36 protein-coding genes are annotated in these 26535 nt (G+C 59.2%); 7 read left to right on the top strand and 29 right to left on the bottom strand.

Annotation, left to right across the window (positions count from 1 at the left end):
- Positions 1-83: 83 nt before the first annotated feature.
- The 7 genes from dnaN to NKJ09_RS23135 all read left to right on the top strand — a co-directional run bounded on the left by dnaN (position 84) and on the right by NKJ09_RS23135 (position 5259).
- Positions 84-1496 (top strand): DNA polymerase III subunit beta, encoded by a 1413-nt coding sequence (gene dnaN / locus NKJ09_RS23105; protein ID WP_352763745.1) that lies wholly within the window; start codon positions 84-86, stop codon positions 1494-1496.
- A 66-nt stretch (positions 1497-1562) separates the two neighbouring features.
- Positions 1563-2066, top strand: coding sequence for a hypothetical protein (locus NKJ09_RS23110; RefSeq protein WP_352763748.1), 504 nt, complete (start codon positions 1563-1565; stop codon positions 2064-2066).
- Positions 2067-2068: 2 nt separating this feature from the next.
- On the top strand, positions 2069-2239 hold the full coding sequence (locus NKJ09_RS23115; RefSeq protein ID WP_352763750.1) for a hypothetical protein: 171 nt from the start codon (positions 2069-2071) through the stop codon (positions 2237-2239).
- 46 nt (positions 2240-2285) lie between these two features.
- Entirely contained in the window at positions 2286-2453 is a 168-nt protein-coding gene (locus NKJ09_RS23120) for a hypothetical protein (RefSeq protein ID WP_352763752.1), read from the top strand.
- A 142-nt stretch (positions 2454-2595) separates the two neighbouring features.
- A complete protein-coding gene (locus NKJ09_RS23125) occupies positions 2596-4143 on the top strand; it encodes a DUF4942 domain-containing protein (protein ID WP_352763754.1) in 1548 nt (515 codons plus the stop codon).
- Positions 4137-4583, top strand: a complete 447-nt coding sequence (locus tag NKJ09_RS23130; RefSeq protein ID WP_352763756.1) for a hypothetical protein — start codon at positions 4137-4139, stop codon at positions 4581-4583. The genes NKJ09_RS23125 and NKJ09_RS23130 overlap by 7 nt, the downstream gene beginning before the upstream one ends.
- Positions 4584-4713: 130 nt before the next feature.
- On the top strand, positions 4714-5259 hold the full coding sequence (locus tag NKJ09_RS23135) for a hypothetical protein (RefSeq protein WP_352763758.1): 546 nt from the start codon (positions 4714-4716) through the stop codon (positions 5257-5259).
- Between the two features lies 1 nt (position 5260).
- Here the strand turns inward: NKJ09_RS23135 and NKJ09_RS23140 are convergent, their stop codons facing one another.
- The 29 genes from NKJ09_RS23140 to NKJ09_RS23280 all read right to left on the bottom strand — a co-directional run bounded on the left by NKJ09_RS23140 (position 5261) and on the right by NKJ09_RS23280 (position 26352).
- Complete coding sequence (locus NKJ09_RS23140; protein WP_352763761.1) at positions 5261-5521, bottom strand: hypothetical protein; 261 nt, start codon at positions 5519-5521, stop codon at positions 5261-5263.
- On the bottom strand, positions 5478-5819 hold the full coding sequence (locus NKJ09_RS23145; RefSeq protein WP_352763763.1) for a hypothetical protein: 342 nt from the start codon (positions 5817-5819) through the stop codon (positions 5478-5480). Before NKJ09_RS23145 ends, NKJ09_RS23140 begins: the two co-directional genes overlap by 44 nt.
- On the bottom strand, positions 5819-6811 hold the full coding sequence (locus tag NKJ09_RS23150; RefSeq protein WP_352763765.1) for a hypothetical protein: 993 nt from the start codon (positions 6809-6811) through the stop codon (positions 5819-5821). The genes NKJ09_RS23145 and NKJ09_RS23150 overlap by 1 nt, the downstream gene beginning before the upstream one ends.
- A 42-nt stretch (positions 6812-6853) precedes the next feature.
- On the bottom strand, positions 6854-8224 hold the full coding sequence (locus tag NKJ09_RS23155) for a replicative DNA helicase (RefSeq protein WP_352763767.1): 1371 nt from the start codon (positions 8222-8224) through the stop codon (positions 6854-6856).
- Positions 8196-9395 (bottom strand): DUF7146 domain-containing protein, encoded by a 1200-nt coding sequence (locus NKJ09_RS23160; RefSeq protein WP_352763768.1) that lies wholly within the window; start codon positions 9393-9395, stop codon positions 8196-8198. The genes NKJ09_RS23155 and NKJ09_RS23160 overlap by 29 nt, the downstream gene beginning before the upstream one ends.
- Positions 9392-10120, bottom strand: coding sequence for a hypothetical protein (locus tag NKJ09_RS23165; RefSeq protein WP_352763770.1), 729 nt, complete (start codon positions 10118-10120; stop codon positions 9392-9394). Before NKJ09_RS23165 ends, NKJ09_RS23160 begins: the two co-directional genes overlap by 4 nt.
- A 5-nt stretch (positions 10121-10125) precedes the next feature.
- Positions 10126-10794, bottom strand: a complete 669-nt coding sequence (locus NKJ09_RS23170; protein ID WP_352763773.1) for a sigma-70 family RNA polymerase sigma factor — start codon at positions 10792-10794, stop codon at positions 10126-10128.
- Positions 10791-11636, bottom strand: a complete 846-nt coding sequence (locus NKJ09_RS23175) for a ParB/RepB/Spo0J family partition protein (protein WP_352763775.1) — start codon at positions 11634-11636, stop codon at positions 10791-10793. The genes NKJ09_RS23170 and NKJ09_RS23175 overlap by 4 nt, the downstream gene beginning before the upstream one ends.
- Positions 11633-12010: a hypothetical protein gene (locus NKJ09_RS23180; protein WP_352763778.1), complete on the bottom strand. Its 378-nt coding sequence runs from the start codon at positions 12008-12010 to the stop codon at positions 11633-11635. Before NKJ09_RS23180 ends, NKJ09_RS23175 begins: the two co-directional genes overlap by 4 nt.
- Complete coding sequence (locus NKJ09_RS23185) at positions 12007-13692, bottom strand: SNF2-related protein (protein WP_352763781.1); 1686 nt, start codon at positions 13690-13692, stop codon at positions 12007-12009. The genes NKJ09_RS23180 and NKJ09_RS23185 overlap by 4 nt, the downstream gene beginning before the upstream one ends.
- Positions 13689-14387: a sigma-70 family RNA polymerase sigma factor gene (locus tag NKJ09_RS23190; RefSeq protein ID WP_352763783.1), complete on the bottom strand. Its 699-nt coding sequence runs from the start codon at positions 14385-14387 to the stop codon at positions 13689-13691. The genes NKJ09_RS23185 and NKJ09_RS23190 overlap by 4 nt, the downstream gene beginning before the upstream one ends.
- On the bottom strand, positions 14384-15445 hold the full coding sequence (locus NKJ09_RS23195) for a radical SAM protein (RefSeq protein WP_352763785.1): 1062 nt from the start codon (positions 15443-15445) through the stop codon (positions 14384-14386). The genes NKJ09_RS23190 and NKJ09_RS23195 overlap by 4 nt, the downstream gene beginning before the upstream one ends.
- Positions 15445-15786 (bottom strand): nucleoside 2-deoxyribosyltransferase, encoded by a 342-nt coding sequence (locus NKJ09_RS23200; protein ID WP_352763786.1) that lies wholly within the window; start codon positions 15784-15786, stop codon positions 15445-15447. The genes NKJ09_RS23195 and NKJ09_RS23200 overlap by 1 nt, the downstream gene beginning before the upstream one ends.
- Entirely contained in the window at positions 15783-16100 is a 318-nt protein-coding gene (locus tag NKJ09_RS23205) for a hypothetical protein (RefSeq protein ID WP_352763787.1), read from the bottom strand. Before NKJ09_RS23205 ends, NKJ09_RS23200 begins: the two co-directional genes overlap by 4 nt.
- A gap of 27 nt (positions 16101-16127) precedes the next feature.
- A complete protein-coding gene (locus tag NKJ09_RS23210; RefSeq protein WP_352763788.1) occupies positions 16128-16886 on the bottom strand; it encodes an adenine nucleotide alpha hydrolase family protein in 759 nt (252 codons plus the stop codon).
- Between the two features lie 59 nt (positions 16887-16945).
- Positions 16946-17293: a hypothetical protein gene (locus NKJ09_RS23215; protein ID WP_352763790.1), complete on the bottom strand. Its 348-nt coding sequence runs from the start codon at positions 17291-17293 to the stop codon at positions 16946-16948.
- Positions 17290-19002 (bottom strand): DNA cytosine methyltransferase, encoded by a 1713-nt coding sequence (locus tag NKJ09_RS23220; RefSeq protein WP_352763791.1) that lies wholly within the window; start codon positions 19000-19002, stop codon positions 17290-17292. The genes NKJ09_RS23215 and NKJ09_RS23220 overlap by 4 nt, the downstream gene beginning before the upstream one ends.
- Positions 18999-19397, bottom strand: coding sequence for a hypothetical protein (locus tag NKJ09_RS23225; RefSeq protein WP_352763793.1), 399 nt, complete (start codon positions 19395-19397; stop codon positions 18999-19001). The genes NKJ09_RS23220 and NKJ09_RS23225 overlap by 4 nt, the downstream gene beginning before the upstream one ends.
- Entirely contained in the window at positions 19394-19960 is a 567-nt protein-coding gene (locus NKJ09_RS23230; protein WP_352763794.1) for a GcrA family cell cycle regulator, read from the bottom strand. Before NKJ09_RS23230 ends, NKJ09_RS23225 begins: the two co-directional genes overlap by 4 nt.
- 28 nt (positions 19961-19988) lie before the next feature.
- On the bottom strand, positions 19989-20666 hold the full coding sequence (locus NKJ09_RS23235) for a hypothetical protein (RefSeq protein WP_352763797.1): 678 nt from the start codon (positions 20664-20666) through the stop codon (positions 19989-19991).
- Positions 20667-20741: 75 nt separating this feature from the next.
- Positions 20742-21467 carry a hypothetical protein gene (locus tag NKJ09_RS23240; protein WP_352763799.1) on the bottom strand — a complete coding sequence of 242 codons (726 nt, stop codon included), beginning with the start codon at positions 21465-21467 and terminating at the stop codon, positions 20742-20744.
- Between the two features lie 11 nt (positions 21468-21478).
- Positions 21479-22291 (bottom strand): HNH endonuclease, encoded by an 813-nt coding sequence (locus tag NKJ09_RS23245; protein WP_352763801.1) that lies wholly within the window; start codon positions 22289-22291, stop codon positions 21479-21481.
- A gap of 11 nt (positions 22292-22302) precedes the next feature.
- Positions 22303-22575 carry an HU family DNA-binding protein gene (locus NKJ09_RS23250; RefSeq protein WP_352763803.1) on the bottom strand — a complete coding sequence of 91 codons (273 nt, stop codon included), beginning with the start codon at positions 22573-22575 and terminating at the stop codon, positions 22303-22305.
- Positions 22576-22599: 24 nt separating this feature from the next.
- Positions 22600-23283, bottom strand: a complete 684-nt coding sequence (locus tag NKJ09_RS23255; protein ID WP_352763805.1) for an MT-A70 family methyltransferase — start codon at positions 23281-23283, stop codon at positions 22600-22602.
- Positions 23280-24023, bottom strand: a complete 744-nt coding sequence (locus NKJ09_RS23260; RefSeq protein WP_352763806.1) for a DNA N-6-adenine-methyltransferase — start codon at positions 24021-24023, stop codon at positions 23280-23282. Before NKJ09_RS23260 ends, NKJ09_RS23255 begins: the two co-directional genes overlap by 4 nt.
- Positions 24024-24414: 391 nt before the next feature.
- Positions 24415-24597, bottom strand: a complete 183-nt coding sequence (locus NKJ09_RS23265) for a hypothetical protein (protein ID WP_352763808.1) — start codon at positions 24595-24597, stop codon at positions 24415-24417.
- Positions 24597-25190: a hypothetical protein gene (locus NKJ09_RS23270; protein ID WP_352763810.1), complete on the bottom strand. Its 594-nt coding sequence runs from the start codon at positions 25188-25190 to the stop codon at positions 24597-24599. Before NKJ09_RS23270 ends, NKJ09_RS23265 begins: the two co-directional genes overlap by 1 nt.
- Positions 25187-25873, bottom strand: coding sequence for a TAXI family TRAP transporter solute-binding subunit (locus NKJ09_RS23275; RefSeq protein ID WP_352763812.1), 687 nt, complete (start codon positions 25871-25873; stop codon positions 25187-25189). Before NKJ09_RS23275 ends, NKJ09_RS23270 begins: the two co-directional genes overlap by 4 nt.
- Positions 25874-25914: 41 nt before the next feature.
- Entirely contained in the window at positions 25915-26352 is a 438-nt protein-coding gene (locus NKJ09_RS23280) for a tellurite resistance TerB family protein (RefSeq protein WP_352763814.1), read from the bottom strand.
- Between the last annotated feature and the right edge of the window lie 183 nt (positions 26353-26535).

A 26535-nucleotide genomic window follows, 5' to 3' on the forward strand; every position in this document is an offset into this window, starting at 1 on the left:
AACGCATATTTCTATTGCAACTGGCATAGATTTATGCCATGAACTGAATTGCCGATTGTGGCAAACAAAGGAGATCGAAACGCATGAACGCACATTCCCATATTGGACAGTCCAGCGCGTCGCCGATTGCGCTCGGCGCTGTCATTGCCTTCCCGACTCGCGAAGTGATTCAGCCGGCGCATGAGCCGGAAGTGATCGCGGCCAATGAATTCGCTGATGCCGTCATGAACCATCCCGATAATGCAGACCCGTTGGCCGAACTGGACGAAGAGGACCGGGGAGCCATCGCCGAAGAGCTCGCCGACAAGGCGGAACGCCGGGAACAGTGTCTGCCGGCCAATGCACTCGCCGACCGTGCCGCCCTCACCCGCGCTTTCGATATCGTCGCGAACGTGGTCGAAAAGCGCAACACGATTCCAATCCTGTCGAATGTCTGTCTCACTGCCGATGGGGAGAATCTTCTGGTCACCGGCACGGATTTGGATGTCGAGATCACCGTGACGATTCCGGCCGCTGTCGACTCCCATTTCGGCATGACATTGCCGGGCCATACTTTGAAGGACTTGCTCAAAAAGGCGACTTCGAGCGATTTCGTCGGCTTCGCCACGGCAATTGGCGACAGCAATGCCGCCACGGTCGATTTCGAAAAGGTCACCTATCGCCTTCAGGATTTGCCGGTAGCGGACTTTCCGACCCTGGACGCCGGCACACCGTCGCATTCCTTCACGGTGCCAGGCGCCGACCTGGTGGAATCGTTCGGCGGGGTGGCCATGGCTATATCGACGGAGGAAACCCGCTACTATCTGAACGGCGTCTATCTTCACCATGTCGAGCCGCGCGCCATCGATGCCTATCATGGCGACCACGGCGCCTTGCGCATGGTCGCGACCGATGGCCATCGCCTTTGCCGGCAGGATTTGGCGGCCAGCGAGGGCATGGCAGGGATGCCGGGCGTCATCATACCCCGCAAGACCGTCGCGCTACTGCAGAAGCTCTTGAAGGGCAAGGCGTGCCCGGCAAGCGTGCGTATCGAGATCGGCAAGACCGACCATTGGGGGACCATCCGCCTCATGTTCGATGATGTCACCATCACGAGCAAGCTGGTGGACGGCTCTTTCCCCGACTATCAGCGCGTGATCCCAACACAGAACGACAAGCCGGCGACGTTCAAGGCTGCCGACCTGGCGGAAGGCGTGCGCGCCGTCGAACTGATTTCTTCCGAGCGCGGCCGCGCCGTCAAGCTCACGTTCAGCGCTGGCAAGTGCCAACTGGCGGTCAACAATCCCGACCAGGGATCGGCGACCGCCAATGTCGCCGCCGATTATGCCAGCGATGTGCTCGAGATCGGTTTCAATGCCAAATACCTGCAGGATTTCATCGCCACCGCTGGCGGCGAGGAGATCACGCTCATGCTGAACGATTCCGGATCGCCGACGCTTCTCACCACGCCGGACCGCAAGGGCTGGCTTGGCGTCCTTATGCCGATGCGTGTGTAAGCGCTTCGCCTCAATCGGGCGGCGCGAATGCCGCCCTACTCCACCAAGCATGGAAGGGATGAACACATGGACGCCATCACCCAACAACTACGAGCCGCGCAAAAGCCGATCACTCGATGCCTCTGGACCGAGGCTGATGCGATCACTTTCACGCCAAGCGTATTGGAACAGACGTTCGGCGATGGCTTGGCACTGTTCGCCGTTACCACCATCAACAATCGTCCAGCCTATTGGATCGTGCGGGGATGCAGCACTTGGAGCGCCGGCGATGGCTATAGAGCGCCGGATGACGCGCCAGAATTCGGCGATATGTTCGATGAAGTGCTCACGGCCCTCGAAGATGAATTTGGGTCAACATCCTGCTACGAGCGCAACAGGAACGGCATATGGATCGACCAAGAGACGAAGAAGTTCATCCCACAGGATTGGGCGGAGTACCCGACCGTCAACGATGAGTGCGGATGCTCATGGTGGCGGCTCGATTGGCCTGATCTTGAGGGTGTGACGTTTGCCCCTCACCCATTCGCCAAATATCGTATCCTCGCCGCCATTAACAACGGAGGGCGCTGACCATGTACGTCCCGCTCAAGGAGATGACCGACGAACAACTGGCGGAGGAATATGAGCTTTGGCATGACGCCACCGTGCGAGGCAAGGTTCGAGCATGGGTCGCCCAAGCTGACAGCAACCGCAACGCGGTGACGGCCGAGATCCGACGTCGGAAACAACACGGCGGCAGTTGACAATTGACTTGGGCTCTCGGCCCCCACCAACAAGGAGATTTGACCTATGACCGATTTCACATTCGACATGAAGCTGATGGCTTCAATTACGGTCCAGGCTGAGACGGCCGACCAGGCGCGGCAATGGCTGGTAGACGCGCTGGAATGCGCCGACACCAACTTCGGCGCATATCCGGGCGGCTACCCGATCCTCCGAGGTCTCGCTCGCCGATGAGTTCGGCCCGGTTCTGGCAATGATCGATGGCAAAGACTTGCCGGAACAGTCGACAGCACCATTCGCAAGGCTTGGGCTCACGCCGGCCAACGCTGCCTGAAATCACCTGCCTGCCAACTGTGGCAAACAATAGGAGATCCAATTGAACGCAATCATGCCCCGCGCGACGGTCGAAGACATCGTCGGCTATGCCGCCAAATCGCTCGAAATGTTTGATGTCGCTTTTGACAAGATCGAAGACGCCGATCGTGCGATTAAGGCTGCCCATGAAACGGCGAGGCGCGCCTATCCCGGCGTGAACAACTACAACTATGAAAAGGCTGATGAGATCAACGCCTTCCATAATGCCGTCAAGCTTCCGGACCGCGACCGCTACATGCGGACGGCAACCCGCTTGGTGCATCTGAACGCATGGGCATGGATCATCCAGCGTACCGACCTGGAGCGCCTCATGGACAAGGAGGCAAAGGACAAACTGCGCGCTCAAATGGCCTATATCCCGGAAAAGATCGACTACCATACGCAGCAGTTGATCAACGGCGAGGAGATCGCCAAGGGCATGCCTCCGCTCACCGTCGACAACATCATGGCCACGCTCGAGCAGTTCATGCTCGACGCGGACACCATTTTCAGGCGAGGCATTGCGAATGCCTTTTCCAAACTGGATCGTCGTTTCCTTTCGCATGACGGTTTCAAGATTGGATCACGCGTCATCCTAACCCATGCGTTCAACAGCTGGGGCAGCCTCGACTATGGATATGTCCGCGACACCTTGATCGACATTGAGCGCGTGTTTGCCATCCTTGACGGGCACGCCGAGGCCAGCTTTACCTCAGCTCTCAATGCCCTGGAACACGAGCGGCGTGGACGCCACGGACGAAGGCAGAGCGAGGTCGAAACCGAGTATTTCAAGATCCGCGGTTTCATGAACGGCAACGCCCATCTGTGGTTTCAGCGAAAAGACCTGGTCGAGAAGGTCAACAAGTTGCTGGCCGAATACTACGGCGAGGTTATCGGCGACGGCCAGCAAGCCGAGGAAGACCCATTCGACAGCGTCAAGCATCTGCCGGCAAAGCGCTACGGGTTCTATCCGACACCAGACAAGGCCATCCATCACGTCTTTCGCGATACCTCGCTGTTGCAGCGTGCAGACCGGCCTCGCCTCACCATCCTGGAGCCGAGCGCCGGCACAGGCAATCTTGCCCGTCGCTGCATGCACACAGTCGCGGAACTGGACGATTGGTCTGGCGGCCGCGCCGAACACGCCAAGAACTACCGCTTCGACAACGCCGTCGATTGCGTCGAGATTCAACCAAGCCTCGCCGCCGATCTGGAGGCAGAGGGCATCTATCGCCGCGTTTTCAGTCAGGATTTCCTGCAACTCCAGCCCACCACCACCGGCCTCTACGACAAGGTCGTGATGAACCCGCCATTCGACCGAGAGCGCGATATCGACCACATCATGCATGCGCTCAAATTCCTGAAGGACGATGGAGATCTGATCGCCATCATGTCCGCCGGCACCGAATTTCGGGAAACCAAGAAATCTGTCGCCTTCCGCGCCCTGATCGAGAAGATGAACGGCCGCTTCGAAGATTTGCCTGCCGGTTCGTTCTCGGAGTCGGGAACAAACGTCAACACAATCATTCTCAGGGTCCGCAAGGACGGCAAAGGGGGTCGCAGATGGTGAACTGGCTTATCGACCGCTACCATGCGTTTGTCGAATGGAGCCGCATGCGCAGGCTTGAGTCCTACTGGCGAGCTTCCGGCCACCCTAACCCGGGCACGGCCGCGGTTGAGGAGATGCACCGGCGCATTGCGCTCGAAAAGTTCAGGGATTTTGCCAGTGCGCGTTACGTGCAAGACCCGACCCTGAGCGTCGCCGAGATCAAGCTGGAATATTACCAGTGGGTCACGCCAGACACCTTGAAGGCGCAACCAACATCGAGGACTGCTCTCGACATGGAGATTGAAGCCGTCGGCGCCATGCTCAACTGCTTCGTTGGCGAGGCCAAGGCCATCCATGACGCCAGATCGGCTGAGCAATCAAAGCGTGATCTGGCAAGCCTGAAGGGCAGCAGAATTGGCCGGCCGGCATACGAAACCCGGGCGCGGCGCGGTCGAGCCTGAAACCGGCCGCCATTCCAGCGTCCCAGGGCCGCCAGCGCGCGCCGTCCAAGTTCACGCAGCATTGTGGCCGTCGGCAGGAACGCCTCTTGGCGAGCCTCCTGCGGTCGTGACAGAAAAGGAGCATTCCGATATGGACTATTTCACCGATTCACGCGACGAGGCCAATCGTGGCGCTCCTGGAGACGAGATGGCAAAGAACATCTACTATCGGGCATGGACAGAGCCGAACGCCCACGGTAGCGGCTATGTGGCGTTCTGGGCGGCGCCAGGCCTTAACCCCGCTGTGCTGCGCGATCAGGACGGCAACCCGACCATCTTCCCGACCGAGGCCGCTGGCGAGCTCTCAGCATGGCGGCGCATGGCGGAGGTGATGAACAAGCCGCGGTCAGAATTGCGATCGGGCAAGCCGGAGCGCTATCAGAAGATGTCCGGCCCGGAATTCGCGAGCGACCTGCAGGAGGTCGGCATCACCCCGTCGTTTTTCGCGTACCTCTACGGAACGTCGCAGGCACGGGCGATCAACTGGATCGATAGCGTTCCCGGCGAGGATGTCCCGCACCCTGCCAGGATCCTGCTTGGCCTTTTTAAGGCGGATTCGGCTAACATCGACATCGCGGAGGCAATCACTGAGAAGGTGACCACAGAGAGGCAGCCGCGCCGGCAGGAGACGGGGTAAATCACGCTGTCCCGACGCAAGGGCCAATGGTGTCCGGATTTTCCGGTTGGCCCTCAAGAAAGTCGTCAATCAGATCGCTTAGATCCTCGACAACGCTGATCGCGCCGTCGAGGCTCAAAACGGCGCCGGCGAAAGCCCTTCCCTTTGCATCAAGCAAGACAAGGTGAATGCATCCGTCTTCATCGATCTGAGCCTCGATCACCGAGGCGGATGGGATTTTAGCTTTTGCCATCTTCCGCCTCGCGGTCAGCCAGCAGATCAAGAGCGGTGCCTATGATGCTCTGGGGCCTGCCATTGTCGTTGCTGGTGCGTGCTACGGAAGCCCGCAACTCCTCGACGGTGGCGCCGCACTGAAGGGCGATCGAAATCAGCACCGCCGCATCATGGCAGATCAAGCCGATCGCCGAGTCGGCTTTCTGCGCATAGATGAACATTTCACCGATCCTGCCATCGTTGTAGAAACCGATGGTTGAGGTGAAGGGCGATTTGTTCCCGTTCGCCTCTATGTGGTTGAACTCCAATACTTCGGATGCCCGACGGGCCGGTAAGCGCTCACGCATCAGGCTTGCCTCAATATCTGTTCAGCAGAGTTGGATACCCGCCGCGCCTCGTCCCGGTCCATCCCCTTGACGACCGGCAATTCGTAGCCCCACCTGGCCGCGAAGGCAGATCGCCCCATCAGCTCCTCGAAGACAGCCACCACATCGAGGGCCCGGCGGATCGCCTCGTACAGGAACGTCTTGGCTTGACTGCTCGGGACGGTCTCCCAGATGCATTCGTCTCGGTCAACGATGGCCTCCAGCATTGAGAAATCACGCTCCGGCATCATCTGCCTGATCGCGCCGACGGCATGGATTGCCTGCAAGCGATATGCGGAGATGGCCAGGCGGCTGTTCGACCCGGTGCCGACCCGATCGAAGTCGACGCTGCTCATACCGCCAATCCTGCAGCCGTCCATGTAGGTGCGGAGGATGCGGCCGGCTTCCTTCCGGCGTTCCTTGCTGGAGATCCCACCCAGTCGCGGCGCATCGACGCGTTTGTCAGCCGGATCGGCAAGCGTGCCGACGTCATGGAGATATTCGAGGGCAGATCCAAGAAGTCCACGGTGCACAGCGCCGCCGAGCTCGCGCTCCGCCTGCCTTTCGGCCGCAACCTTCTCCTGGTGCCTGGATTCCTGCTTTCTGCGCTGGATTTCCTTCCTACCCTCGCGCGTGCGAGCGTCCGGTTCAGGAAGCGGCGCCGGCGCCGCTGGCTTGGCTTTCTGATAGGCACTGAGCGGCCCGATGATCGATGGGCCTGGTTTGAGCGGCGCTTGGGTGTCAGCCAACTGCAGAGCCACGAAATATCTGTCCGCCAATCTGCCTTCGTCCCGCCGGTCACGCTTGAGCCGATCCAGTTCCGCTTGCCGCTCCTCGATGGACATTTTGTCTCGAGGCGTCGAGAGGTATCGATGCACGATTCCCCGGATGCTTCCGTTCGACCGGCCGCTCAACATGGCGATCGCACCTATCGAGCGACCACTCAGCCAAAGGACGGAGATCGTGAACGTCACGATTCCAAGTTCCCTCTTCGCCGCTTTTCTCTCAGGTGTCATTCAGCGCTCCACTTCTCGCAAAAGCCCGCGGCGGCCGTCGAATTCGAACTCGGCTGTCTCACCGTCCTCACCGCGCCTTCGCTTAAGGCAGCGGATTTCAATGCGGTTCTTCCAGCGATGCATTTGCTCAGCCCACTCCCTGCCTTCCTTGTTGTCCATATCCTGCGGCCGCTGGTTTTTCAGCCATCGGTCTCTTCGGAAGAGGGAAACACACCAGTCGGCATCTTGCTCAATCGAGCCACCACCATCCAAATCGGTCAGGGTCGGGAACGGATCGTCTCGTCGTTGCGAGGATCTCGTCACCTGAGATAGCACAATGAAGGCGATTCCCAAATCCTTTGCGAGCGCCTTCAATTCTCCGGTGACATGCTCGATCCGATCGAACTTGTTCGTCGACTTGTTGAACGTTCGAACCAGGCGGATGTGGTCGACGACTGCGAAGCCGAGCCCGTGCCGTCTCTTCATTGCCACGCATCTATCCCGCATTTGCTCGATGGCAAGCTTTGGCCGATCGTCTATGACGATCCTTGTGCCCTTCAGTTTGTCTCTGGCAGTCTTCAGATCTTCCAGGGCGAAGGCATCGTATGAGCCCGCTTCGATCTCAGCCACCGATACGTTGGTCTCACCCGCCATGGCGCGTGCCGTCAAATCCTCGTCCTTCATCTCGAGCTCGAAGAAGATCCCCGGGGTGTAAAGCTGCGCGCGCATGGCCATCTGGAAGGCAAGGACGGTTTTCGCGTCACCCGCGCGCGCTCCGATGAAGCCAAGATCGCCGGCGTGCACGCGGCCGATCAGTTGATCGAGCGTTGGCAGCCCGGTGTCGAAGCCCGGGATGATGCCGGTATCCTTTGTTTTCGACGATCTCGTCAGCACCTTGACAGCAATATCTCCTAGCCACTTGAGCGGCTCCGCCTGGCTGTTGACGCTGATGTCCTTGATCTTCACTTCCATGTCGGACAGAAGGTCAGCGGGCATCACGTTCGGCCTCTTCGCCTCCTTCAGACCATGCTCAAGCGTCTCGATGAGCTTGCGGTGCCGCCAGAGGTCAACAATTGTCTCGACCTCATCGAGTGCCGACTCGTTGTTCTCCGCGTCGCGCAACAGCGCGGTCAACAGAGACGATGTGGATTTGCCGTCATCGTCGTATTCAGGACCAAGCCGGCTCTCGAGGATCGCCAAGGACATCCTCTTGCCTTCGGTGAGGACGTCGCGGATCGCTTGGTAAATCCGCTGGTGCACATCTAAAGCGAAATGAAAAGACTGAAGCGCATCAGAGACCGCCCAGAAGCTGCTTTCTGACTGGAGCACCTTGCCAAGCACCATGCGCTCGGCGACCAGATTTTCAAGGTGCTGGGTTTGTGGCTTCGCCATTCTTTTGTTCCTTCCGAGTGCTTTTTTCAAACCGCTGTCTGGCGTTCCACAAGTCCAGCGCGTCACCGTCCCTGCACACATCGTTCAATGCGCACTTGATGCCGACGGCCTTCATACGCTTCTGCAATTCCTCGGCCGCGTGCTGGCCAGGCGGAGGCAGGATGCGCCCCTGCGGGCCGAGCACGGCCTTGTCGCCGTCCTTAAAGATGTTCAATCGCTCAACGAACATCGGCGGCTCGAAGTTCTTCATGCCGCTGGTTGACATGAACGACCACACCGGCCGCCGGCAGCCATCAAGGAACCACGCACCCAGGGCTGTCTCCATCCCCTCGGCGCCGTCTATGTGCGCCGCATCGCCACCTAGCCTGATGGCGCCACCCGTGGCGGGCCCGCGGCCGATCTTTGGACTTGGTGACAGATCGGCCTTCTCCGCCCTGTCGCGCTTCAGATAGACGATCCAGAGTGCGATATGAGAGTTGAACGCGTCGACGACCTTGCAAACGATCGCCGGATAGTTACCCACGTCCCGGTCTGGCTCGAAATCCAACGAGGGATGAAAGCGAAGTGCCTCATCCGGCTGCCATGGCCACTCAGAGATCGGCGGGATGCCGCGGCCGATCAGGTATTGCTCCCCCATCGATCCAGCAAGCGGCTTGGATTCCGCCCAGATTTCTTGGACGTTCAAAACCTTGGCTTGCCTCTTCCGCTCCGCCTCGGCCGCCTCTTTCTTGGTGCGCGCGTCTCGTTCTGCCTGTTCTTTCCTTCGGCGCTCTTCCTTGGCCGCCTTATCTTCAGGCGATTCGGTGCGCTCTTCGGCCATGCCGAGATGCTCCCTGGCGAATTGGAACGCCTCGCGAAAGTCCTCTTTGCTGTTCGGGATTCGATCTGTGCGGCCGTAGTACAGGAGGGCAAGCCCATAACCGCCAACGCTTTGAGAGAAGCGAAACCACCTGCCCTTGTGTGAGCCGCTCAGTTCGACCTTGAAGGAGCTTGTCAGTTTCTTTGTCTTGGCGGTCTTGCTCGTCGCCACCTTAATCCGTGGCGTCATCAGGCCGATGTCTTTGCCCTTCTCTTTGACGCTGATCCATCCGGGCCAGAACTTTGAGCAAACAGACTCGATGCCGTCATTGAGCCTGTTGGCGATTTCGGAAGAGTCGTCGCGATAAGTCATCCTTTGTCTCTCGCAAGAGATGGCGTGGATAGCGCTCTTTCGACGGACCAGCCGCGATTCTTGACGCGACGTCTCACCATCTCTTCGTCAAGGCCGACCTCGCGAGCGAAAACCGTGAGCAACCCCTCTCGTCGGTTCCAAGAGACGATGTTGTTCAGGCGAGTGTTCAAACCCTGCTGAACCGAATCGGCCCAGCGGCAATTGCCCGGCTCGTAGTTGCCGTCGTTGTCTGGATATCGATCAATCGAATCGCAATGCCGTGGGCGTCTCCCCATATCCTCGAGAAAGCAGTCGAAGCCAGTGCGCGCGCCATCGCCGCTTAGCCAGCGATCGCAAACGGTGATGCCGCGGCCGCCATATCGGTCATAGGCATGATTGGTTTTGCAATAGCATCGGTTTTTGATGTGCTGATAACAGTTGTATTCGACCGTCCGCTTCGATGAGCGCATATCTCCGTGTTTCAGGTTGACGAAAGGTCTTCTTTCGACGGAGAAGCAGCCGCAGCTACACGTTCGACCGCTAGTTAGATTTTGGGAGGAGACAATAACATTCTTATCGCAGTCGCACTTAGTATGCCACGCGGCCTCGCCGAAACGAGTACCCAAAAGACAGACGACTGAAAGCCTGCCGAACTTAATGCTGGTCAGGTCACGGACCCTGCCACGCCTCTTTATCGGCTGGACCTCGGCCAACATCTGATCGAATGATTTGCCGCTATACGCCATTTTTCTCACCCTTGTGCATGCCGGCGCAACCTTTGGTCAACGACAATGCGCATGATCTTCCGCGGTTCGGCGCCCACCTCGCCGGCAATCTGAGATATCCACCTACCCGCCCTGAACAGCACGGATACCCGGTCGCACAGCGTGGTCTCATCGAAAGTTGGCGGCGGCGGTAGATCAGGCACTTCTGGCGGCAGGATACCCGTCTCCAGGAAGTCTCTGGCTCGCGACACCCGGCTCTTGATAGTACCAATGGCGACGCCGATCAGGTCGGCAGCCCGCTCGTAGTCATTGCCAAGAATGGCCACCAACTCGATCGCCCGCCGCTGCTCTGTCGGAAGGAGCCGCATCCGACGCTGGGTGATCTTCAGATCCACCGCGAAAGGCTGGCTGGCCTGAACCGACAGGTTCTTGGCCAGCATGTCCTCGGGGTCTTCGACCAATCTCCCTGATTTCCTCGCCTGACTGATATGCTCGTTGAAGAGGATGGTGAAAAGCCATGCCTTGAGATTCGTGCCGGGTGTGAACTGCTCCCACTTCTCCATTGCCCTAGCGACAGTTTCTTGGACCAGATCTTCGGCCCTCGTCGGATTGCGAGCCAGGTTCATTGCGCGCTGGCGCAACGCAGCATAAGAGGCCATGACTTCCCGATCGAACGCGGCGGGGCGCGACGTCATGCGCCAATCTCGTCATCTAGGTAGTCGAACAACCGAACGGCCAGTTCGGTGTGCGTCTGCCTTTTGTTCTTCCGGGCCAGAACGCTTGCCTGGTCCAACTCCGGTCCGTATTCGAATTGCCCCATCACTGAGATCAGCCGGTACTCCGGCTTACACCACGACTTCTCGGCGTCGAGGACATGGCAAAGGGCCTTGATGATCGGCGCCTTCACATGACCAGCGTGTCCGTCGGGCCTTGCTCTGGTTATCGCACGCAGGGCAAGAGTTAGATGATCCGCGCCATAGATCCGCATGGACTCCTGGAGCGAGCGAATGGCAATGGTATCACCCAATTTCATGTTTTTGGACGGGACCGGGTATCTGAGAATATTGACATGGGCCTTTGCGCAGGCATCTCGCAAGGCAATCGCGTCTGGCTTGTTGCCAGCGAGTTCGGCCGCGAATATCGACAGCGGATGGATAGCCGTTACTGCACCATTGATTGCGGCAAAGGCTTCTGCCTGTTTCTTATGATCGGCTTCAATGATGATGCACGGGACTTCGTCGATCGCCCGCAGAGCGGCCGCAATTACTCGGTGCTGTCCATCGACGATGGCGAACAGACCTTCGTCGAGCTTTGCGCAAACAATGACTCCAAACAAAGCCCAGTCGAACGATTTAGCTATTTTGAGGACGTTCTTCGCGCCGCCCTCGAATATCTCTCTTTGATATGCCGGGTCGATCCGAAGGGAGGTAACGGGCAACCAGCAGAGCCCCGGTTTAATACCGAGTGACGACGTCAATGGGCGCCCGAACGCGGCAGCAAATGGGGTGGGATCGATCGTCCTTACTTCGGAATTCATTGTGTCCCCCTCGGGCGGCCGACTGATCTACCGGTCGGTTTCCATTTTTTTAAACTGTATTCAGACAGCTTGGCGGCGCCGGTCTGTTCCGCGTGTCGAGCAAGCGAATAGAGGATTGTCGCGGCGTTCTTGTCGAACCACCTACCGATCTGTGGCGACGATAGAGCTGGCTTCTGCACCTTAATCCTATAGATAGCCTCACGACGGGCCAAGCAGGCCTTGTCGTGCCGGAAGTCCATCAGTATCGTGTTCGGGGTCACCTTATGCGCGCCCGCGACCTCCGTAAGGATCTCGCGCACCCAGTGAGGGAGGCGCCGATCGGACATGATGTCGGCGGGCCCCTTCTTAGCGATGCGCTTGCGCTTGAACGTCATGCCTGCCTCTTCTGCAAAAATTGCTGAGCGAGCAGTTTGATGCGGGATTCGTCGGTGTAGACCTTAGGCAACGCCATGCCCGGATCATTGATGCCGCGCGCCTGATCCTTCTTTATGGCATTGACCGCCATGATGGTCGGGTCGGAGCCGAAGTTCACATAGGGGAATATCGCGGTGACTTCGTCCTTAGTCTGCCCTGGCCGATCAACGCGACCGAGCAGCTGCTCCACGACCTGGGGTGACCAGTCGAATTCACCAACAACCACGGTGCTGCAAACCTTTTGGAGACCGTCAAGGCCGGCGCCTGATCTGAGTGAGATGATGAGTGGGTTCACCTCTCGATTGATGAAGGCCTTTTTTGCCCGATTCTTCTGCTGAGGTGATTCAGTTCCAGTGTAGAGGATGGGTTTGAAGTCGGCGAGTTCTTCCAGCCAAATCTTGTAGACCTCGCGGTGCCAGCCTCCGAGGATGATTTGTTCCCGCCCCTCCTCTATCAGCATGCGGACATAGGTCGCCACGCTCTTGGCTTTGGCCAGCCCGGTTTGCAGCCGAGCGAAAGCGTCGAGCTCGCGCGCCGCTTGGCCGGCTTCGTGGAACTTCCCGCCGATCACCTTCATCGCCAGTGAGCGCGCCAGGTTCTCAGCATCGGCCGCTATGTCCTCATCGAAGTCAACCTCAATGGGGATGCGGTTGATCGGTCTTCCCTGCCGGATGCGGCGCAGGAACACCTTGGCTTCGCGGAGATAGGTTCCGAGGGCGTCGGGATCGGTGACCAGCCACTTTCCGTTCTTGCTCGTGCACCACTCCCGAACGAACTCCCACCAAACACCGAGCACATCGGGGTCGATGAATTGCATGATGTTCCAGATTTCCGAGCCGTAGTTGAAGACCGGCGTCGCCGAGAGGCCTAGTCTCAATTCGGCGTTGTCGGCGAAGACCTTGGCAGCGGCGCCCTTGCGCGTACCCTCCCCTGGCCTGCCTTCCATCTCGAAGCCTGCGCGGAGATCCTGAATCTCATCGAAGACGACTGCCTTGAACATCCCGGTCGCGGCGACGTCTGCCCATCCGTGGATGTTGGTGTAGCGGAAGATGTACAGATTGGCCGGCGGCAGCCGATAAGGTCTCGTCCCCTCGATGACATGCGCGGTCATATAGGTGAACGGCTTGATGAACTCGTCGACCCACTGCTGCGGCAGATGAGCCTGCACCACGATCGCCGCCGGCAGATATTGTGAGCCGGCGAGCGCCGCCATGGCGACAATCGTCTTGCCGAAGCCGACATCATCACCAAGGAGAAGCCGCCTTGTCAGGTGAAGGAGTTCGACCGCCTGCTGCTGCATTTCATAAGGCGCGTAGCCTGGCCGGAAGCCATGCAGCACCTCTTGCGGCTTCCACGTCGGTGCAAGGATGGCCTCGACATTCGCCCGGTCCTGATCGAAGCGTGCTCGCTTGCCCTCAAGTACGGCCCTGTCGACGTCTGACATAGCAAGCGGGTAGCGCTTTAAGAACCAGGACAGGTCGGCCGACATCTCGTCCGTGAACGGCAGGTCGAACACCTTGGTCTGCGTCTTGGGAATGCGCCTGAAGATGTCCTTCATGCGGATGGCGACGTGAGGTGGAATGTCGCTTAGGACCCAGCGATTCCCCTGCAGGGCCAGCTTGCCGTAGGTCGGGGCCGTCATGCGGCCACCAACTTGCGCCGGCGCTTCCCGAGCAGCGCCGTCCGCAGATCCTCGAGCGCCCTCGCCTCGATCTGCCGAATGCGCTCTTTTGAAACGCCGTACTCTTGGCCGAGATCGTCAAGAGTCCGTGGCTCATCGAGCATCAACCGCGCCTCGATGACTTTTCTGGATCGCGGCGACAGCTTTCTCATTGCCCGTTTGATGATCTTGTGCTGCCGCTCGCCGTCGATCACTCTTTCTGCGACTTCCTCCGGCGACGCCGCTTCGTCAACCAGGCGATCGGCCCAGGTCTCGACACCGCCATCCGAAGAGATTGGCGCGTCCAGCGATAGATCAGGCAGCCGCCCACCCCTGAAGAGTCTGGCCTTAGCCTCCTTGGTTCTTTGCCCCTTCACGGAACTGAAGTTGGTCAGGACATAGTCCTGGAGTGCGGCAATCACATACCAGCGGGCAAAGGTGGAGAACCGATTGCCTAGATCAGGATCGAAGCGTTTTAAGGCCGTGACCAACCCGAGCATTCCTTCTTGGACCATGTCATCCATGGGCAATTGGAAGCGCCTGAATCTCAGCGCCAGGCGAATAACTAAAGGCCGGTACGCGCCGACGATCTTCTGCATCGCTGGCACAGCCTTGTGGTCACGCCAGCGGATGGCCAGCGCGTACTCCTGCTCGCGAGTGAGAAATTCCGGTGTCAAGCCACGCCTCCGAACAGATCAGGCTCGCCGCGATTGCTTCTGTTCAGTGTCCGGTCATAGTCGGCGAATTCCACGGCGCGATAGAGCCCAGTCACCACCCACCGCTGGAATTCGCCAAGACGCTTGCCTTCAAGGCGCTGATTGGTCCCACCGAGCGGCAGAGTGCGGCGCTTGTCGCCGTAGATCATCGGATAGGGCTGGATGCCCCGAGCAACCATTGCGTTGAACCGATAGAGCAACCGCTCCCATGTCTCGGCCGGATCGAAACCGACGAGCATGTAGGCCATCAAATGCTTCGCGGGAACGCCGGCCGCCTCGAGGATATCGACGCCGCGAAAGAACACCCATTCGTCGCCGATATTGTCCCAAGCGGTGTAGAGGCGCCTCTCCCGAAACTTGCCGTCTCGATATTGCACACTCGCCAGCGCTGCGGCGGCCTGTCGCGTTAAGGCGCGGACATTCAGGCCTTGGTTGAAGCAGACCTTGAAACTGCCATCCCTCAACTCCGCAATCCGAGCTTCCCAGTCAGGACGCGGCTGGCCGAAGAAATCATTGTCCAAAAGGTGAATATGTTTGGGGTAACCGGGACCGCGCCAGATACGATCAATGGTGCCCGTTGATCGCGGCTTCCCTTCCTTGCCGGGAACCACGCAAAACTTGCACTTCAGGCGACAGCCACGCTGTGTGAACCCAAGGCTTGCCGCAAAGTCGGCTGGCGCGACAGAATAGTCATAATGTTCGTAGTCGCTGCCTATTACATCCTCGACTGTGATCCCATCGTCGACGACGAGACCGTCTTCCCCTTCCTTTATGGACCACGTACCCCCGACGATCGCGCCCGGAAACTGCGTTCGGAACTTTTCCACAAGCGGCGCGCTAAAGCCAAAGATGGCCGAGCCGTACACATGCGAGTAGGTTGGTTCATCGAGCCCCCGCTCGGCGCCGCGGTCACCGGTGAAGAAATGAATGTCATCCCCGCGCGATCGATGCCAAGCGGCAAGCTTCATCAGCGCAAGGTTCGGCAACTTGCCATCCAATTGGGTCAGGCGAACGTGCATCAGTCTGCGCACTCCGCCCACGCGCGGACCATGTTCTGAAACGACTTGCCTTCCGTCGCTGACGGCAGCGAGACCGGAATGATCCGCTTGCCGTGAGCAAAGGCCACGCCGAGATCGAACAGACAGCCTTGGCTCGCGCCGTCCCAGATGACATGCACGGCATCCGCCGACCTGATTGCGGCCGCGTTGTCACGGCAGATCCGCAGGCCCGTCGAGTCGACCTGATCCGTGTCGCGCGGCGGCCAATGAATTGACCATCCTTCGGCCTCAAGTTTGGCAACGACGCCAGCCGAGGTTGCCGGATCCACGCCGCGTACAGGACAGATGAGAAACGTCTTCACCGGGCGCCGACCTTCTGCTTGCCGGTCTCAGTCTTCAGCATCCGAGCCATCATCCAGACGGAGCCAAACGTGGTAGATGCGACATAGACGACCCCGCCGACCGCGATCTGCCACCAGTTTCCTGTTTCGACCGCGCGCCAGACGGTCGACCAGATGAACAACTGCGCGATGAACCAAACGCCGTTCGAGGCGATCGCCCATTTGAAGTGGTGGCGAACGTCACCGCTGTTCCTTGATCGTGAGACTGCCGTAAAGGCGGCGTTTTGAACGATCGAGACGCCAGCCAAGCCGAGCATGGTAAGCCAGAAAGTCATGTCAGTTCTCCTTGTTTGGTTGGCGTCTTAGACGCCACACATTCCTTCGCACTCGTTCAGGAAAAGGTTCAGTTGCCCTCTGTCTTCAGCTGTCGAGAAATCGACCTCGTCGAGAGGCTTGCACGTCCGATGCAGGAACAGTTCGCCTTTAGTTCGGGCAATGCCCCTGGTGGTATCTCTAAGCCGTCGATCAACCTCGACAGCGTCAGCGAACTCTTCTTTGGAGAGAGCGCGCCACTCTGCGTCTGAGTGGAAGGGGCAACCGATGCATGAGGACTTCTTCGGCTCAGGGTAACCGTTTCTGTCCATCCACCTCAGACAGTCTGAACGTGCCATTCGCTTTTCGATTAAAGGCCAGCGACTAACCTGCCATGCCTCGCGACCCGGCTTCATTCGGATCACTTCGTCAATACTGATTCCAATCCACTGCTCGACCACAGCCTCCTTCGGCGAACGCTTCCCGGCTATGCCGAGTAGTTCCCGCACCTTCCGCCGAATGGGGTCGATCTTGAAATCACGCGTGCACGAGCGGTTTACGAGACCACCGGGTTTTCCGTTGTTCGAGACGAACGCCGGGATGTCGATTTTGAGAAACTTGCCTGTGGGCCTGACTGATGCGATCTCGTCGCGGAGGTTGCCGGCTGAAACCCTATAGACCGGGAATGGCAGAAGCTTTTCCAGTCGATCGAGGTGTTCGTAGACGTGGGCCGGTTCCCAACCGGTATCGGCAAAGATGCCGCAATCCGGCATGGGACCAATCTCCCCGTGCGCGGCCATGAGTGCCATGGTTGTCGATTGCACACCGGCGCCAAGCGAAATAACCCTCAGTCTGATCGTTTCGTGTGTCACAGCCACGCCTTTGCAAGATTGTGGAAATAGACCGGCTTGCCGTTGATCTCCGGCGGGAAGCCCATTGCGACATTGCTGACAAGGATCAGTTCCTTGAGCGCATCGTGCTGTGCGTAGCGTTCCACCTGGTGGTAGATCGCGCGCTTGCTGCCCTTGATCTTCACTTCGATGCCGACCTGGCCTGACATAAAGTCGATGACGTCTGCAGGGCTCAACCTGACCTCGCGCTCATGGTGGATATCCGCGAGAGTGAACTCGTCCGCGATCGCCGCCTGCAGCCGCTTTTCATCCGACAGCGGCAGACGTAGCTTGGCCAGCAGGGCCATGATCTGTTGTACGGTCACTCAGCCGCCTCCCGAAACTCAACAGGAGCCCGGCGCTTAGGAGCCGCGTCGGCCATGATGGCGCCCACACAGGCCTTCATCTTCGCAACAGAGACCGCGTTGCCGATCTGCTTGATCTTCTCGGTTTTGGTGCCGGCGAACTCGTAGGTTGCGTCCGCGGTGGTAAAGCCCATGGCGGCCGCAAGTTCGTGCGGTTCGAGCATTCGGAACAGGATGTCATATTGCGGTGTCGCCTCGACCAGGTTGACCCGACCGGTCGCGCAGAGCGTCGGCGTCGGGTCCTCTATGTCGTGGACGCGCGGAGCCTGTCCGTCACGCTCTCCGAACTGGGCGGCGATGAAAGCGAACTCTCCGCCCTTCGCCGTCGTCATGGTTGGCAGCGGATCGCGATCGACGTTGCGGGCGATCGCTCCACCATTCGAGTTGGTGACCGGCACGACCATTCCGAAACGGCCCTTGGCCGTAATGGTCGGCAGCGTTTCGTCAACACTGTTGCAGGTCTCGCCCGATCCGGAGCCATAGTAGGGAGAGATCAGTGCTGTGCCACTCCCACGCTGCCCACCGGTGACGATCGTCGGCAGTGGCTGGCCGGCAGCACGCGGCGCCCCTCCTGATGCTTGAGAGAGTACGAACGGTTCGGCGAGCCAGACACCGCCCTTGGTGTCCAGGGTCGGGATGGGCGCTTCGGAAACACCTTGTGCCTTGTTGCCTTTGCGGCCGTTGATGATGACAGGCTCGGCAATGGCCATGTGGCTGGATGCGGATGTCAGCGTCGGCAATGGCTGGCCCGGGTCGCCTGGCGCGGCCGCCTTCTTCATGTTCACGATGACCGGCTCGGCCAAGCCAATGTGCGTCCCGTTCGCTGCTATCGTCGGCAGCGGTCCGTTGATGCTCTGGCCGGCCATGTGGTTGCGCAGGATGACGAGGAACGGCTCTGGCCAATCGAACTTCACTGCCCCTGCATGGATGCGCGCGAGCGTCTTTGGCGCCAGCGCCTTCTTTCGATTGAAGATCGACCGACCTTTGATCTTCCAGTCGATGATCTCGCGCGCCGGTCGCCACGGCTTGGCACCGCTGAACAGATCAACATTGACGTCGTCGCGCTTCTTGTGGGTCGGCATCGGCCATGACACGCGGCGGCGATCAGATCGAGCCATGAGAATGAAACGCTGCCTTGTCGTGGCATCGCCGTAGTCGGCCGCGTTCAACTTCCTCCATTCGGGATCGAACCCGAGTCGACGGATTGTCTCTATCCACGCGTGGAAGTATTCACCCTTGCGCGACTTGATCGGCTTGCCGGTGCGAAGGTCGACCGGCCCCCAGCCGATGAATTCCCAGACGTTTTCGATGATGATGCGCTTCACCCGGAGCTCGGTCAGCCAGGTGATGATGTGCCATGGATCTGAACGCTGCTGGTCCGACGTCGGCTTTCCGCCCCGCGCTACCGAATGGTGCGTGCACGTCGGCGAAGCCATCAGAAGGTCCAGATAGCCTTCTGGCACAAGAAGGTGCGGCCGGACCGTCGCGATGTCTTGAACGTAGTGCCGAGCCTCGCGATGGTTGCGCTGGTGCGTGTCGATCGCGACGTCCCAATGGTTGACGCACACGAGCTCCATCTCAAGGCCGAGTTCGTCGAGCGCGCGCTGGGCGCCGGTCGAAGATCCGCCGGCCCCGCACAGGAGGTCGGCCACCAGCATCTTGCGGCTCAACGCTTTTTCCCTCCAAAGTTCTTCGGCTTGTCCGGAAAGCCGCGCATGATGCAGTACCGATCCAGGTGCAGTTCGGCGGCGGCCAGGATAGTCAGCCCTCTCCTCTTTATCGTGATCTTCATTTCATTCTCGCCTTTCTGGCCCTTAAGGGCTTCAATCAGTTCACCGAGGAACTTCCTCGTGTGGTCGATGGTGAAGTCCGTCTCCTCGATCCCGACACCCCATTGCCGGTAGACGTCCAACCATCGCTGAGCTGCCCAGATGTTGGCCGCCTCTTCTCTCGTCATATGGACGGTGACTTTGAACGATCGACCGTCATCTCGCTCCCTGTTCCGGCTGAGAATCCTGCGGAGAAAATGCCGCGCGTCCTCCGGCCGAATGTCGGAAGCCTTCAAGCAACCTCACCGCGCCTTGTCAGCCGAGCACTTGGCTTCCGCGCCGGCTGACGCTTCGGTCCTACAGCCGTGTCGTGCGTCTTGATGTGGCAGTGCCAGCAATAGGGAGAGTCTGATCTCACCGGCTTGCCGCAGAAGAAATATGTCTCAGTGCCCGGCCTGTGGGCGTCTCCCCATGTCGGGTATCGGCAATGACCGCTCTTCACGTCATCGAGCAGCACCCTGTAATGGGCGTCAGGAAATTCATAGACAGGCTCGGTAACCACCGCCGGGACGGCAACAACCTTCTTCATGGCGCCTATGACGAGCTCACGCGTCTTCTTTGGGGCCTTCTCAAGCTTGACCGGCGCTGCCTTCTTGGTTGCCACGGGCGAAGCTGCTGTAGTCTTCTTGCTCCTGCGCTGCTTCGGCCCAAGCTGTAGCTTGGCACGATGGGCCAATCCGATAATCGAGTTCCTAGAGCAACCGCCGATTTCGATCGCAATGTCGGTAGTGCTCAAGGACCTGCTCAATCCATCCAGGATCGCGGCAATCCGCTCCGCCCGGCTCATTCTATTCCACATATGCTTGCACGCTCTTTTTTCGCCAAACTCAGGCGGATGTCTTGAAAAGCTTTTCAGCTTCTTTGATCTGCAGCTGAGCCTTCGTCAGAGGCTTTTCGGCAAACAAGTCGTTCGCGCGCCGGTGGCTGTATGGGTTCAGATGCTGATCCAGGAACCAGACGATGCCGGCCGATTCGGCGCTATCTACGGTCGTGATCTCTATGCCAAGGCGGCGGCACATTTTCACCGCTTCTCCCTTGGCATCCTTGGGCCGGCCGTTCCCAAGGAACTTTGCCCTCCACGTTGCCTGGTTGACGAACATCACCGGAATGTTCAACTGCGCGCACACGCGACATGCTATCGCCTCGAGCCCGTGCAATTTGAAGATCGTCTTGAGGTTGATCCCGCCTTTCTCTTCGTAGCGAACGGCCTTCCCTGCCCATGTGGAGGACGTGTCGACCACCGCCTTCTTCCTGGCAAAGTCGGTCCTAAGTGGCTCTTCTATCGCGACATGCTCCAGCTTGTTGGTCACCAGCCAGATACGAATTGACCGCTCGAACCAGTCGAACACTTTCCCCATCTCGTTGGCGTCCAACGCTGGCGCCTTCTCGTCGTCGAGAAACTTCTTTTTCGGTCCCTTGAACGCCAAAGTCTCTGTAGTGATCACGCCATCTTGCATGACGGCGGCGCCGGTAACCGTTGCGATGTCGAGTCCGCCGATATTCATACGATCTCAATCATTGTTCATCTTTAAATCGGGCGACAGGATCAGCCCAAAGACTGCCCCGTCGCAGGTGTTGCTTCACAGCGTCGCGGAGGGCCCTGCAGACTTGCCAGCGGCGATTGAGGCATCGTCCGGCCAAGGCTTGTCATCTGCGTCCGGCTGTTCACCGGCGACCGATCCCGTGCCGTCCGCCGCCCCATCGAACTCGTCTGGCTTTCCAGTGGCCTCGACACCCTCTTTACGAAGGAGTTCTGCCGCCGGCGGCTTCTGCTTGATGCCGGCCGCATTCAGTGCCTGGCCAGCGTGCCACCCTTCGACATAGCGGCCGTAGGCCACAGTGTCTGGAGCATGCGGCGGCGCCAACGTTTTGCCGGACATGCCGTCGCGCTTGCCGTCATCGAACGCCCGATCCTCGATTGGCCGGCGGTCGGTGTCGAAGAGTGCGCCCTGTGTCCCGATCGCAAGGCCGGCCCAGCGCGCAACCATCGCCTGCCGTTCCATGTCGGCCTTGATCCTGGCTTCGCCTTCCGGGGTCTCGAGATCCTCGAGCAGTTTTATGTTCGCAAGACCGGTCGAACCCAGATCAGACTTGATCACCTTGTCGAAGTTCATTCGATCGGCTTTAGCCTTCTTCTCGGTGTCAAGCAGCTTTGCGCGCTTTGCGGCATGCTGCCGCGTGAGGGCCTGAAGCTGGTCGTCGTTCAGTTGCTCGGCCGATTTGTTGTGGCCGGGGCCTGGACTGGCGCCGCCGCCGACAACAGAGAGTTTGGGTTTTTTATTCACACTACCTTTTGGACGACTCATAGACTTTCTCCTTAGATCAATTTTCCGATGAACTTCGCGTATTCCAATGGATCTTTTGCCCCCTTCGAGATGTTGCACCGTGCGCAGGTCACCTGCAGGTTTCTGCGATCATTCGAGCCTCCTCGCGCGAGCGGCTTGATATGATCGATGTGAAAGTTGAAACCCCGCAATTTAACGCGACAGTAAGCGCAGCGGTTGTCTTGAAGGTTGATAATCTCCCGGATGTCTTGTGGTGTGTACGACCCGCCTCCACATCCGCGCTTTTGCGCTCTACGCTTTCCTTCGCTCGCACGCTTCCTCTCGGGGAACTTCTTCGAATAGAGTCTGCTGTATTCTTTTTCCTCTTGGCGCCTTGCTGCGTGGTTCAACCGCGATCGCTCGCGTTGCTTTTCAATGTTCCTGGCATAGTGCTTGCGTTGGCTGTCGCGATTCTTTTCGGGGTTTTCCTGCGCCCATTTGCGATTGGCTTCCGCTTTCCTCTCTGGATTGGCCCTTCTCCAAGCGCTTGCTGCGGCACGGTTCGCTTCCGCGTTCTTCCAATACTGTTTTTGATTGAGTTCCTTCACGCGCTCTGGGTTGTCATCACGCCACTGCCTACTCCGACCGAGTATTTTTTCTCGATTGTTGACATGGTATTCGGCGGCATAGGCCTTTCGGCGCGCCGCCGACTTCTCCTTATATTTGGCAGCAAACATACGGTCGCAGTCGCAGCAGATCCCGGTTGACACCCAACGCTCGGCCGAATGACCGTGTTTGCAAGGCTTGCCAGTGAAATAGCGCTTTAGTCCGGCTGACCGGGCGTCCGCTTTGGATGTGACCTGCATGTCGCTTAAACTCAGAGCCTCCCCTTCAGGTCAGCAGCCGGCTTGAACGTGATCTTCCGACCTGCGGCGATCGGAATCGAAGCGCCGGTATGCGGGTTTCTTCCTTGGCGTGCGGCGGTCGCTTTCACGGTGAAGACGCCCAGCCCGGCGATCTGCACCTTCTCGCCAGTCACCAGAGTGTCGGCGATCGCGTCGACCATGGCATTCACTGCCACAGCAGCATCTGCTTTTGTCATGCCGGCATCTGCCGCGACTCGAGCAGCGATTTCTGTCTTGGTGGTCATGCTTCTTCCTTCAGATTGGCCGCACTATGCGGCGGTTGACACCAGTTCGGTGTTCAGGAGCCCGGTTTGATTTCCCCAGGCAGTCCATCTCGGACGATCAGCGCGTGAGAAGAGCTCGACGTAGGGCCCGTCGAACAGCGTCTCAATGCGCTCGTATTGCTCGTCAGGCTTTTGACTGTGGAGGCGCCTCGGCGCACGGATAGCGTCCAGCGGCATCGCCTCAATGAAATCACGCACACTGCGGACGCCGGCGGGGATCACCGCTTCGCCGAGCATGTCGCTTTCGATCGGTTGCCTCAGTTGCGGGTTGCCACGGGTGCACAAAATGCATGGTTCGAGATTTTTTCGAGTCCCATATCCACCACCAAAGGCGTACTTGCCGGATTTCGGATTGAACTTGAGCCATTCCCAAGCGAGCCCGGCATAGCTGAGACCCAACGCCGGGACGACCTCATGCCATCTCATTGCGAGCGGCCACGTCATCCACAAGAAGACCGCGGCGTCGTCAGCTAGCAGCGCGGTCAAGGGGATCTGACAGATGTCCTCGATCGACATCGTGTCGTAGTGGCGCTGCGGGCCCTTGCCTTGGCCCTTTTCGGAGAAGTGCTCGAAGTCCCAAGGAATATCCAGGAGCGCGACCTTGAACCCCCCGGATGGCCGGATGGCCGCGAACTCCTTGGTCATCTGGGCGAAGTCGATCTCACTCATGCCGCGGTCCTCCGCCAAAGACCCTTGTCGACACGTTCGAATTGGCCGCGCTGGAGCACCTGCCTAAGCTTGTCTCTCCAATGCTGATTTGCTCGGGTCTTCGGATGATCGGAGAAGGCTCGGTAGAGCTCGGCCAGCGTCACCGCTTCGGATCTGCCGTGAAAGAACGTGTCGAGTGCTTCCGACCAGGTTCCCGTCACCACCTCGACCAACCAAGACTTTGGCAATCTGAGCGGAACGAAGGCGCCATCGATCGGCGCGGCCGCAAGGATGTCGCGATCTTCTGAGCCGTAGGCGATCAGCACCGATGGCGCGCCGCCATTGGCTTCAGCTCGGCTGCCGTCCGCCGAGTGAAAGTTCAGCCGACCTCGCATGAAAAGCAGACCGGACGCTGCGCCCCAGACGAACCGGTGGAACGGGTCGGTTTCGGTACGCGCGAACGTCAGCGCTATGCCGCAGTTGTGTTCGGCCATGCGCCCAAGAAACCGCGTCGCCAATTTGATGGAATAGGGTGGATTCAACCAGATCCTGCCAAACCACCGTTGGAGCAATCCATTGTCGGCCACCGTGAAATGGTTGCACGCTGTCGGCCATGGCTGGTCCTCCGCGGCGCACGGGTCGAGATCAAAGCTGTCGACGCCACCAAGGGCTTCGATGATCGCAGGCGGTGTGATCCAGGTGTCGGTCCCACTGCGGGAACTCTGGTGACCGCCCATCGCTGCAAAGCGGTTGACGTTCATGGCGGCGACACTTTCGAGAAACCCACGCAAGGTGCCGGTGTGAACAGACTCTCGGCCTCGGTTTCCTCAAGCCTCGCCTGCTGCAGCAAGTCCGCCTTGGGTACTCCCGAGTTTCGTCTGCCAACCAGGACGCCGGAATCTACGACTGGCCTCAGCGGCGCCACTGTACCTCTCGCCCCGGATCCTGATCCGAGGAATGAAATTTTGACGGCTTGTCCCGAATATCTGCCTTCATGTCCCGGCGCAGCGCCGGCCCGGTCTGGGGTTGGAACGCGCCCCATTTTTGCACCAGAAACTTCGGAACTTGGTGTGCTCGGTCGGCCGTCGGCAACCGCTCTGGAACGCGGACCGGGTAAACCCTGTTGGAGAATTGCGGCAGACAAGATGGTCCTCACTTGCCCTGCTTGGCGAGTTCAGCCACTTCGACGCACTGGCCGATGTAACCCGCCTCGGGGAAGAACTCGGTGGTCTCGATTTTGATCACCTCATTGCATTTCTCGACGCTCTCGACACACCGCGTCTCAAGCGAAAAAGCGCTGTCCATCAGAGCGAGGATCATTAGAACCTGGCACATCAGATCTGCTGCTCGTAGGTCGGCGCCGGCGGCGGGGTGGTCTTGTCAGGCATCACCTTCGGCTGCGGCAAGGCCCAGAACTGCGACTCGTGCGTATTCCACGAGAACTCGAACATTCCGGCAATTCCGCCCTTGGCTGGCTTTCCTTTGCCTGGCTGTCCGCCTTCGCCGGAACCTTCGTCGTCAGACTCCCATGGCCACTTGAATGGCTTCACGCTGATGCCGGCCTGCCCGCCTTCACCCTTTTCATCAAGCGCCTGCTGCAACTTGTCGGCAGTCTTCGGGTTCCATGGCAGCTTGTAATATCGAGGCTGCTGATCGCCGCGGTCGACGAAGATGTAGATGCCCTCATCGATCAGCATCTTCGCCGCAAGGATTTGGTGATCTCCGGCCGATAGCGTCAGGCCGTCAACCAAGGGCACCGGCCATCCGAGGCTGAAGCCAAGCGAAACACCGGCCACGGGGCTTGCGAACAGGAAAGCGAGGACGGTCAGGCCACGAGCTCGCGAGAAGCCTCGAGCCCAGATCGCGAGTGAGGCGGTGATGCCGAGAATGGCGGTAATCGCCAGCCAGACGGTGATGGAATAATTCATTTCTCTGCGCTCCGGAGGGGCTTGAAGACGGAATTCATCGACCCGGTGACGATCTCGCCCTTGTCGGTCAGCTTGAACCGGATCGCTGTTCGCTCTTGGCCGTTGGTCACAAGCTTGACGGTGGTGTTGACCAGCGGCTTCAGGGATGCCTTCCCAGGCTCGCCGGTGTTGATCTCGACCACCACCTTCACTTCCTGCGGCAACTGTGGACAGCGGTAGCAGTGAAGGTTGATCGTGTAGTCGCCACCGACAACGCCGCGGGTGAATGCGTCCTCGTAGTTGATGTCGGTCGCATCGGGCTGGGCGCCGAGATCATCCACGCCGGAAGCCTTCGAGCAAAGCACCTGGAGATATTCTCGGTGTAGACCGCCGACCTGGCGAAGCTTCTTGATCTTGGCAGGCGATTGACGGCCGATGTAGACGGGCCCGTCGGGCTGGCCGATCATGGCATCACAGGCGTCCGGTGAATCCGCCGGCAGATCCAGAACCCGCTGCAGGTTATCGATCGTACCTTCGGTCTCCACCACGGTGACAGGCATGTTCTTGCCGGCCATCTTGACGATTTCCTGGCCGGCGGCGAAGTAGACACCGGAGGCGGAACCAGTGCAAAGGCGGATGTCCGCCATCGCCGCGGCAGGTAGCATCGAGGCGAACGCCGCGATGATCAAAAGCCTCTTGATCAACTCAATTCTCCTTTTCAGTGAGTGAGCTCTGCCGGATCAGATCAGGCGGCGAGCTTGTCGTAGTTGACGCCGCAGATCGACGCGATGTCGCGCATGACCGCCACCTCGGCCGGCGAAATTCCGCCTTCGTCGGCGACATCGAGCGCGGCGAGCACAATTGCCTGGCCGAGTGCGCCGGACTTGTCGCGGGCGATCACTTCGCGGATCTCGTTCTTCAGTTCGGCCTTGCCAGACCGCGTCGTCGTCTTCGTCTGCATTCGGCCGAAGACCGATTCGATCTCGGTCGAGTTGAAGCCCTTGGCGATCGCCGTGTTCGAACGGATAACCGTCAACGTCTTCTCGTACTCGCCGTCGTCGATGCCGCCTTCAGATGCGGCAGTAAGCGCGCATGCGGCGCACATGCCCTCGAGGAAGTCCTTGTTCCCAGAAAACTGGTTCATGGCTTCCTTGGCTTTACCCTTGAATAGATTTCCGAACATATCTTCTCCTTGTCAGGTTTTTTGACGGTGGATAGGCACGTTGTTCCGAGGGCGCAGGATCTCTTCTACCGAGCGCGCTCGGCGCGACGAACAGCTTCCGCTTTCTGCTGCTCGTTGATGACCTGGTTGGTGGATTCTCTGATCAGCCGCTTTCGCTGACCTCTTGTGAGCTTGACCTCATCC

Origin of the sequence: Mesorhizobium sp. M0189 (assembly GCF_040322135.1) — a bacterium.
In the GTDB taxonomy this organism is placed as follows: domain Bacteria; phylum Pseudomonadota; class Alphaproteobacteria; order Rhizobiales; family Rhizobiaceae; genus Mesorhizobium.

Excerpts from the sequence above, each read along its gene's own strand:
- dnaN (WP_352763745.1), top strand. The coding sequence starts at position 84 with ATGAACGCACATTCCCATATTGGACAGTCCAGCGCGTCGCCGATTGCG.
- NKJ09_RS23110 (WP_352763748.1), top strand. The coding sequence starts at position 1,563 with ATGGACGCCATCACCCAACAACTACGAGCCGCGCAAAAGCCGATCACT.
- NKJ09_RS23115 (WP_352763750.1), top strand. The coding sequence starts at position 2,069 with ATGTACGTCCCGCTCAAGGAGATGACCGACGAACAACTGGCGGAGGAA.
- NKJ09_RS23120 (WP_352763752.1), top strand. The coding sequence starts at position 2,286 with ATGACCGATTTCACATTCGACATGAAGCTGATGGCTTCAATTACGGTC.
- NKJ09_RS23130 (WP_352763756.1), top strand. The coding sequence starts at position 4,137 with ATGGTGAACTGGCTTATCGACCGCTACCATGCGTTTGTCGAATGGAGC.
- NKJ09_RS23135 (WP_352763758.1), top strand. The coding sequence starts at position 4,714 with ATGGACTATTTCACCGATTCACGCGACGAGGCCAATCGTGGCGCTCCT.
- NKJ09_RS23145 (WP_352763763.1), bottom strand. The coding sequence starts at position 5,819 with ATGCGTGAGCGCTTACCGGCCCGTCGGGCATCCGAAGTATTGGAGTTC.
- NKJ09_RS23155 (WP_352763767.1), bottom strand. The coding sequence starts at position 8,224 with ATGGCGAAGCCACAAACCCAGCACCTTGAAAATCTGGTCGCCGAGCGC.
- NKJ09_RS23160 (WP_352763768.1), bottom strand. The coding sequence starts at position 9,395 with ATGACTTATCGCGACGACTCTTCCGAAATCGCCAACAGGCTCAATGAC.
- NKJ09_RS23165 (WP_352763770.1), bottom strand. The coding sequence starts at position 10,120 with ATGGCGTATAGCGGCAAATCATTCGATCAGATGTTGGCCGAGGTCCAG.
- NKJ09_RS23170 (WP_352763773.1), bottom strand. The coding sequence starts at position 10,794 with ATGACGTCGCGCCCCGCCGCGTTCGATCGGGAAGTCATGGCCTCTTAT.
- NKJ09_RS23175 (WP_352763775.1), bottom strand. The coding sequence starts at position 11,636 with ATGAATTCCGAAGTAAGGACGATCGATCCCACCCCATTTGCTGCCGCG.
- NKJ09_RS23180 (WP_352763778.1), bottom strand. The coding sequence starts at position 12,010 with ATGACGTTCAAGCGCAAGCGCATCGCTAAGAAGGGGCCCGCCGACATC.
- NKJ09_RS23185 (WP_352763781.1), bottom strand. The coding sequence starts at position 13,692 with ATGACGGCCCCGACCTACGGCAAGCTGGCCCTGCAGGGGAATCGCTGG.
- NKJ09_RS23195 (WP_352763785.1), bottom strand. The coding sequence starts at position 15,445 with ATGCACGTTCGCCTGACCCAATTGGATGGCAAGTTGCCGAACCTTGCG.
- NKJ09_RS23205 (WP_352763787.1), bottom strand. The coding sequence starts at position 16,100 with ATGACTTTCTGGCTTACCATGCTCGGCTTGGCTGGCGTCTCGATCGTT.
- NKJ09_RS23210 (WP_352763788.1), bottom strand. The coding sequence starts at position 16,886 with ATGGCACTCATGGCCGCGCACGGGGAGATTGGTCCCATGCCGGATTGC.
- NKJ09_RS23230 (WP_352763794.1), bottom strand. The coding sequence starts at position 19,960 with ATGTGGAATAGAATGAGCCGGGCGGAGCGGATTGCCGCGATCCTGGAT.
- NKJ09_RS23235 (WP_352763797.1), bottom strand. The coding sequence starts at position 20,666 with ATGAATATCGGCGGACTCGACATCGCAACGGTTACCGGCGCCGCCGTC.
- NKJ09_RS23240 (WP_352763799.1), bottom strand. The coding sequence starts at position 21,467 with ATGAGTCGTCCAAAAGGTAGTGTGAATAAAAAACCCAAACTCTCTGTT.
- NKJ09_RS23245 (WP_352763801.1), bottom strand. The coding sequence starts at position 22,291 with ATGCAGGTCACATCCAAAGCGGACGCCCGGTCAGCCGGACTAAAGCGC.
- NKJ09_RS23250 (WP_352763803.1), bottom strand. The coding sequence starts at position 22,575 with ATGACCACCAAGACAGAAATCGCTGCTCGAGTCGCGGCAGATGCCGGC.
- NKJ09_RS23255 (WP_352763805.1), bottom strand. The coding sequence starts at position 23,283 with ATGAGTGAGATCGACTTCGCCCAGATGACCAAGGAGTTCGCGGCCATC.
- NKJ09_RS23260 (WP_352763806.1), bottom strand. The coding sequence starts at position 24,023 with ATGAACGTCAACCGCTTTGCAGCGATGGGCGGTCACCAGAGTTCCCGC.
- NKJ09_RS23265 (WP_352763808.1), bottom strand. The coding sequence starts at position 24,597 with ATGTGCCAGGTTCTAATGATCCTCGCTCTGATGGACAGCGCTTTTTCG.
- NKJ09_RS23270 (WP_352763810.1), bottom strand. The coding sequence starts at position 25,190 with ATGAATTATTCCATCACCGTCTGGCTGGCGATTACCGCCATTCTCGGC.
- NKJ09_RS23280 (WP_352763814.1), bottom strand. The coding sequence starts at position 26,352 with ATGTTCGGAAATCTATTCAAGGGTAAAGCCAAGGAAGCCATGAACCAG.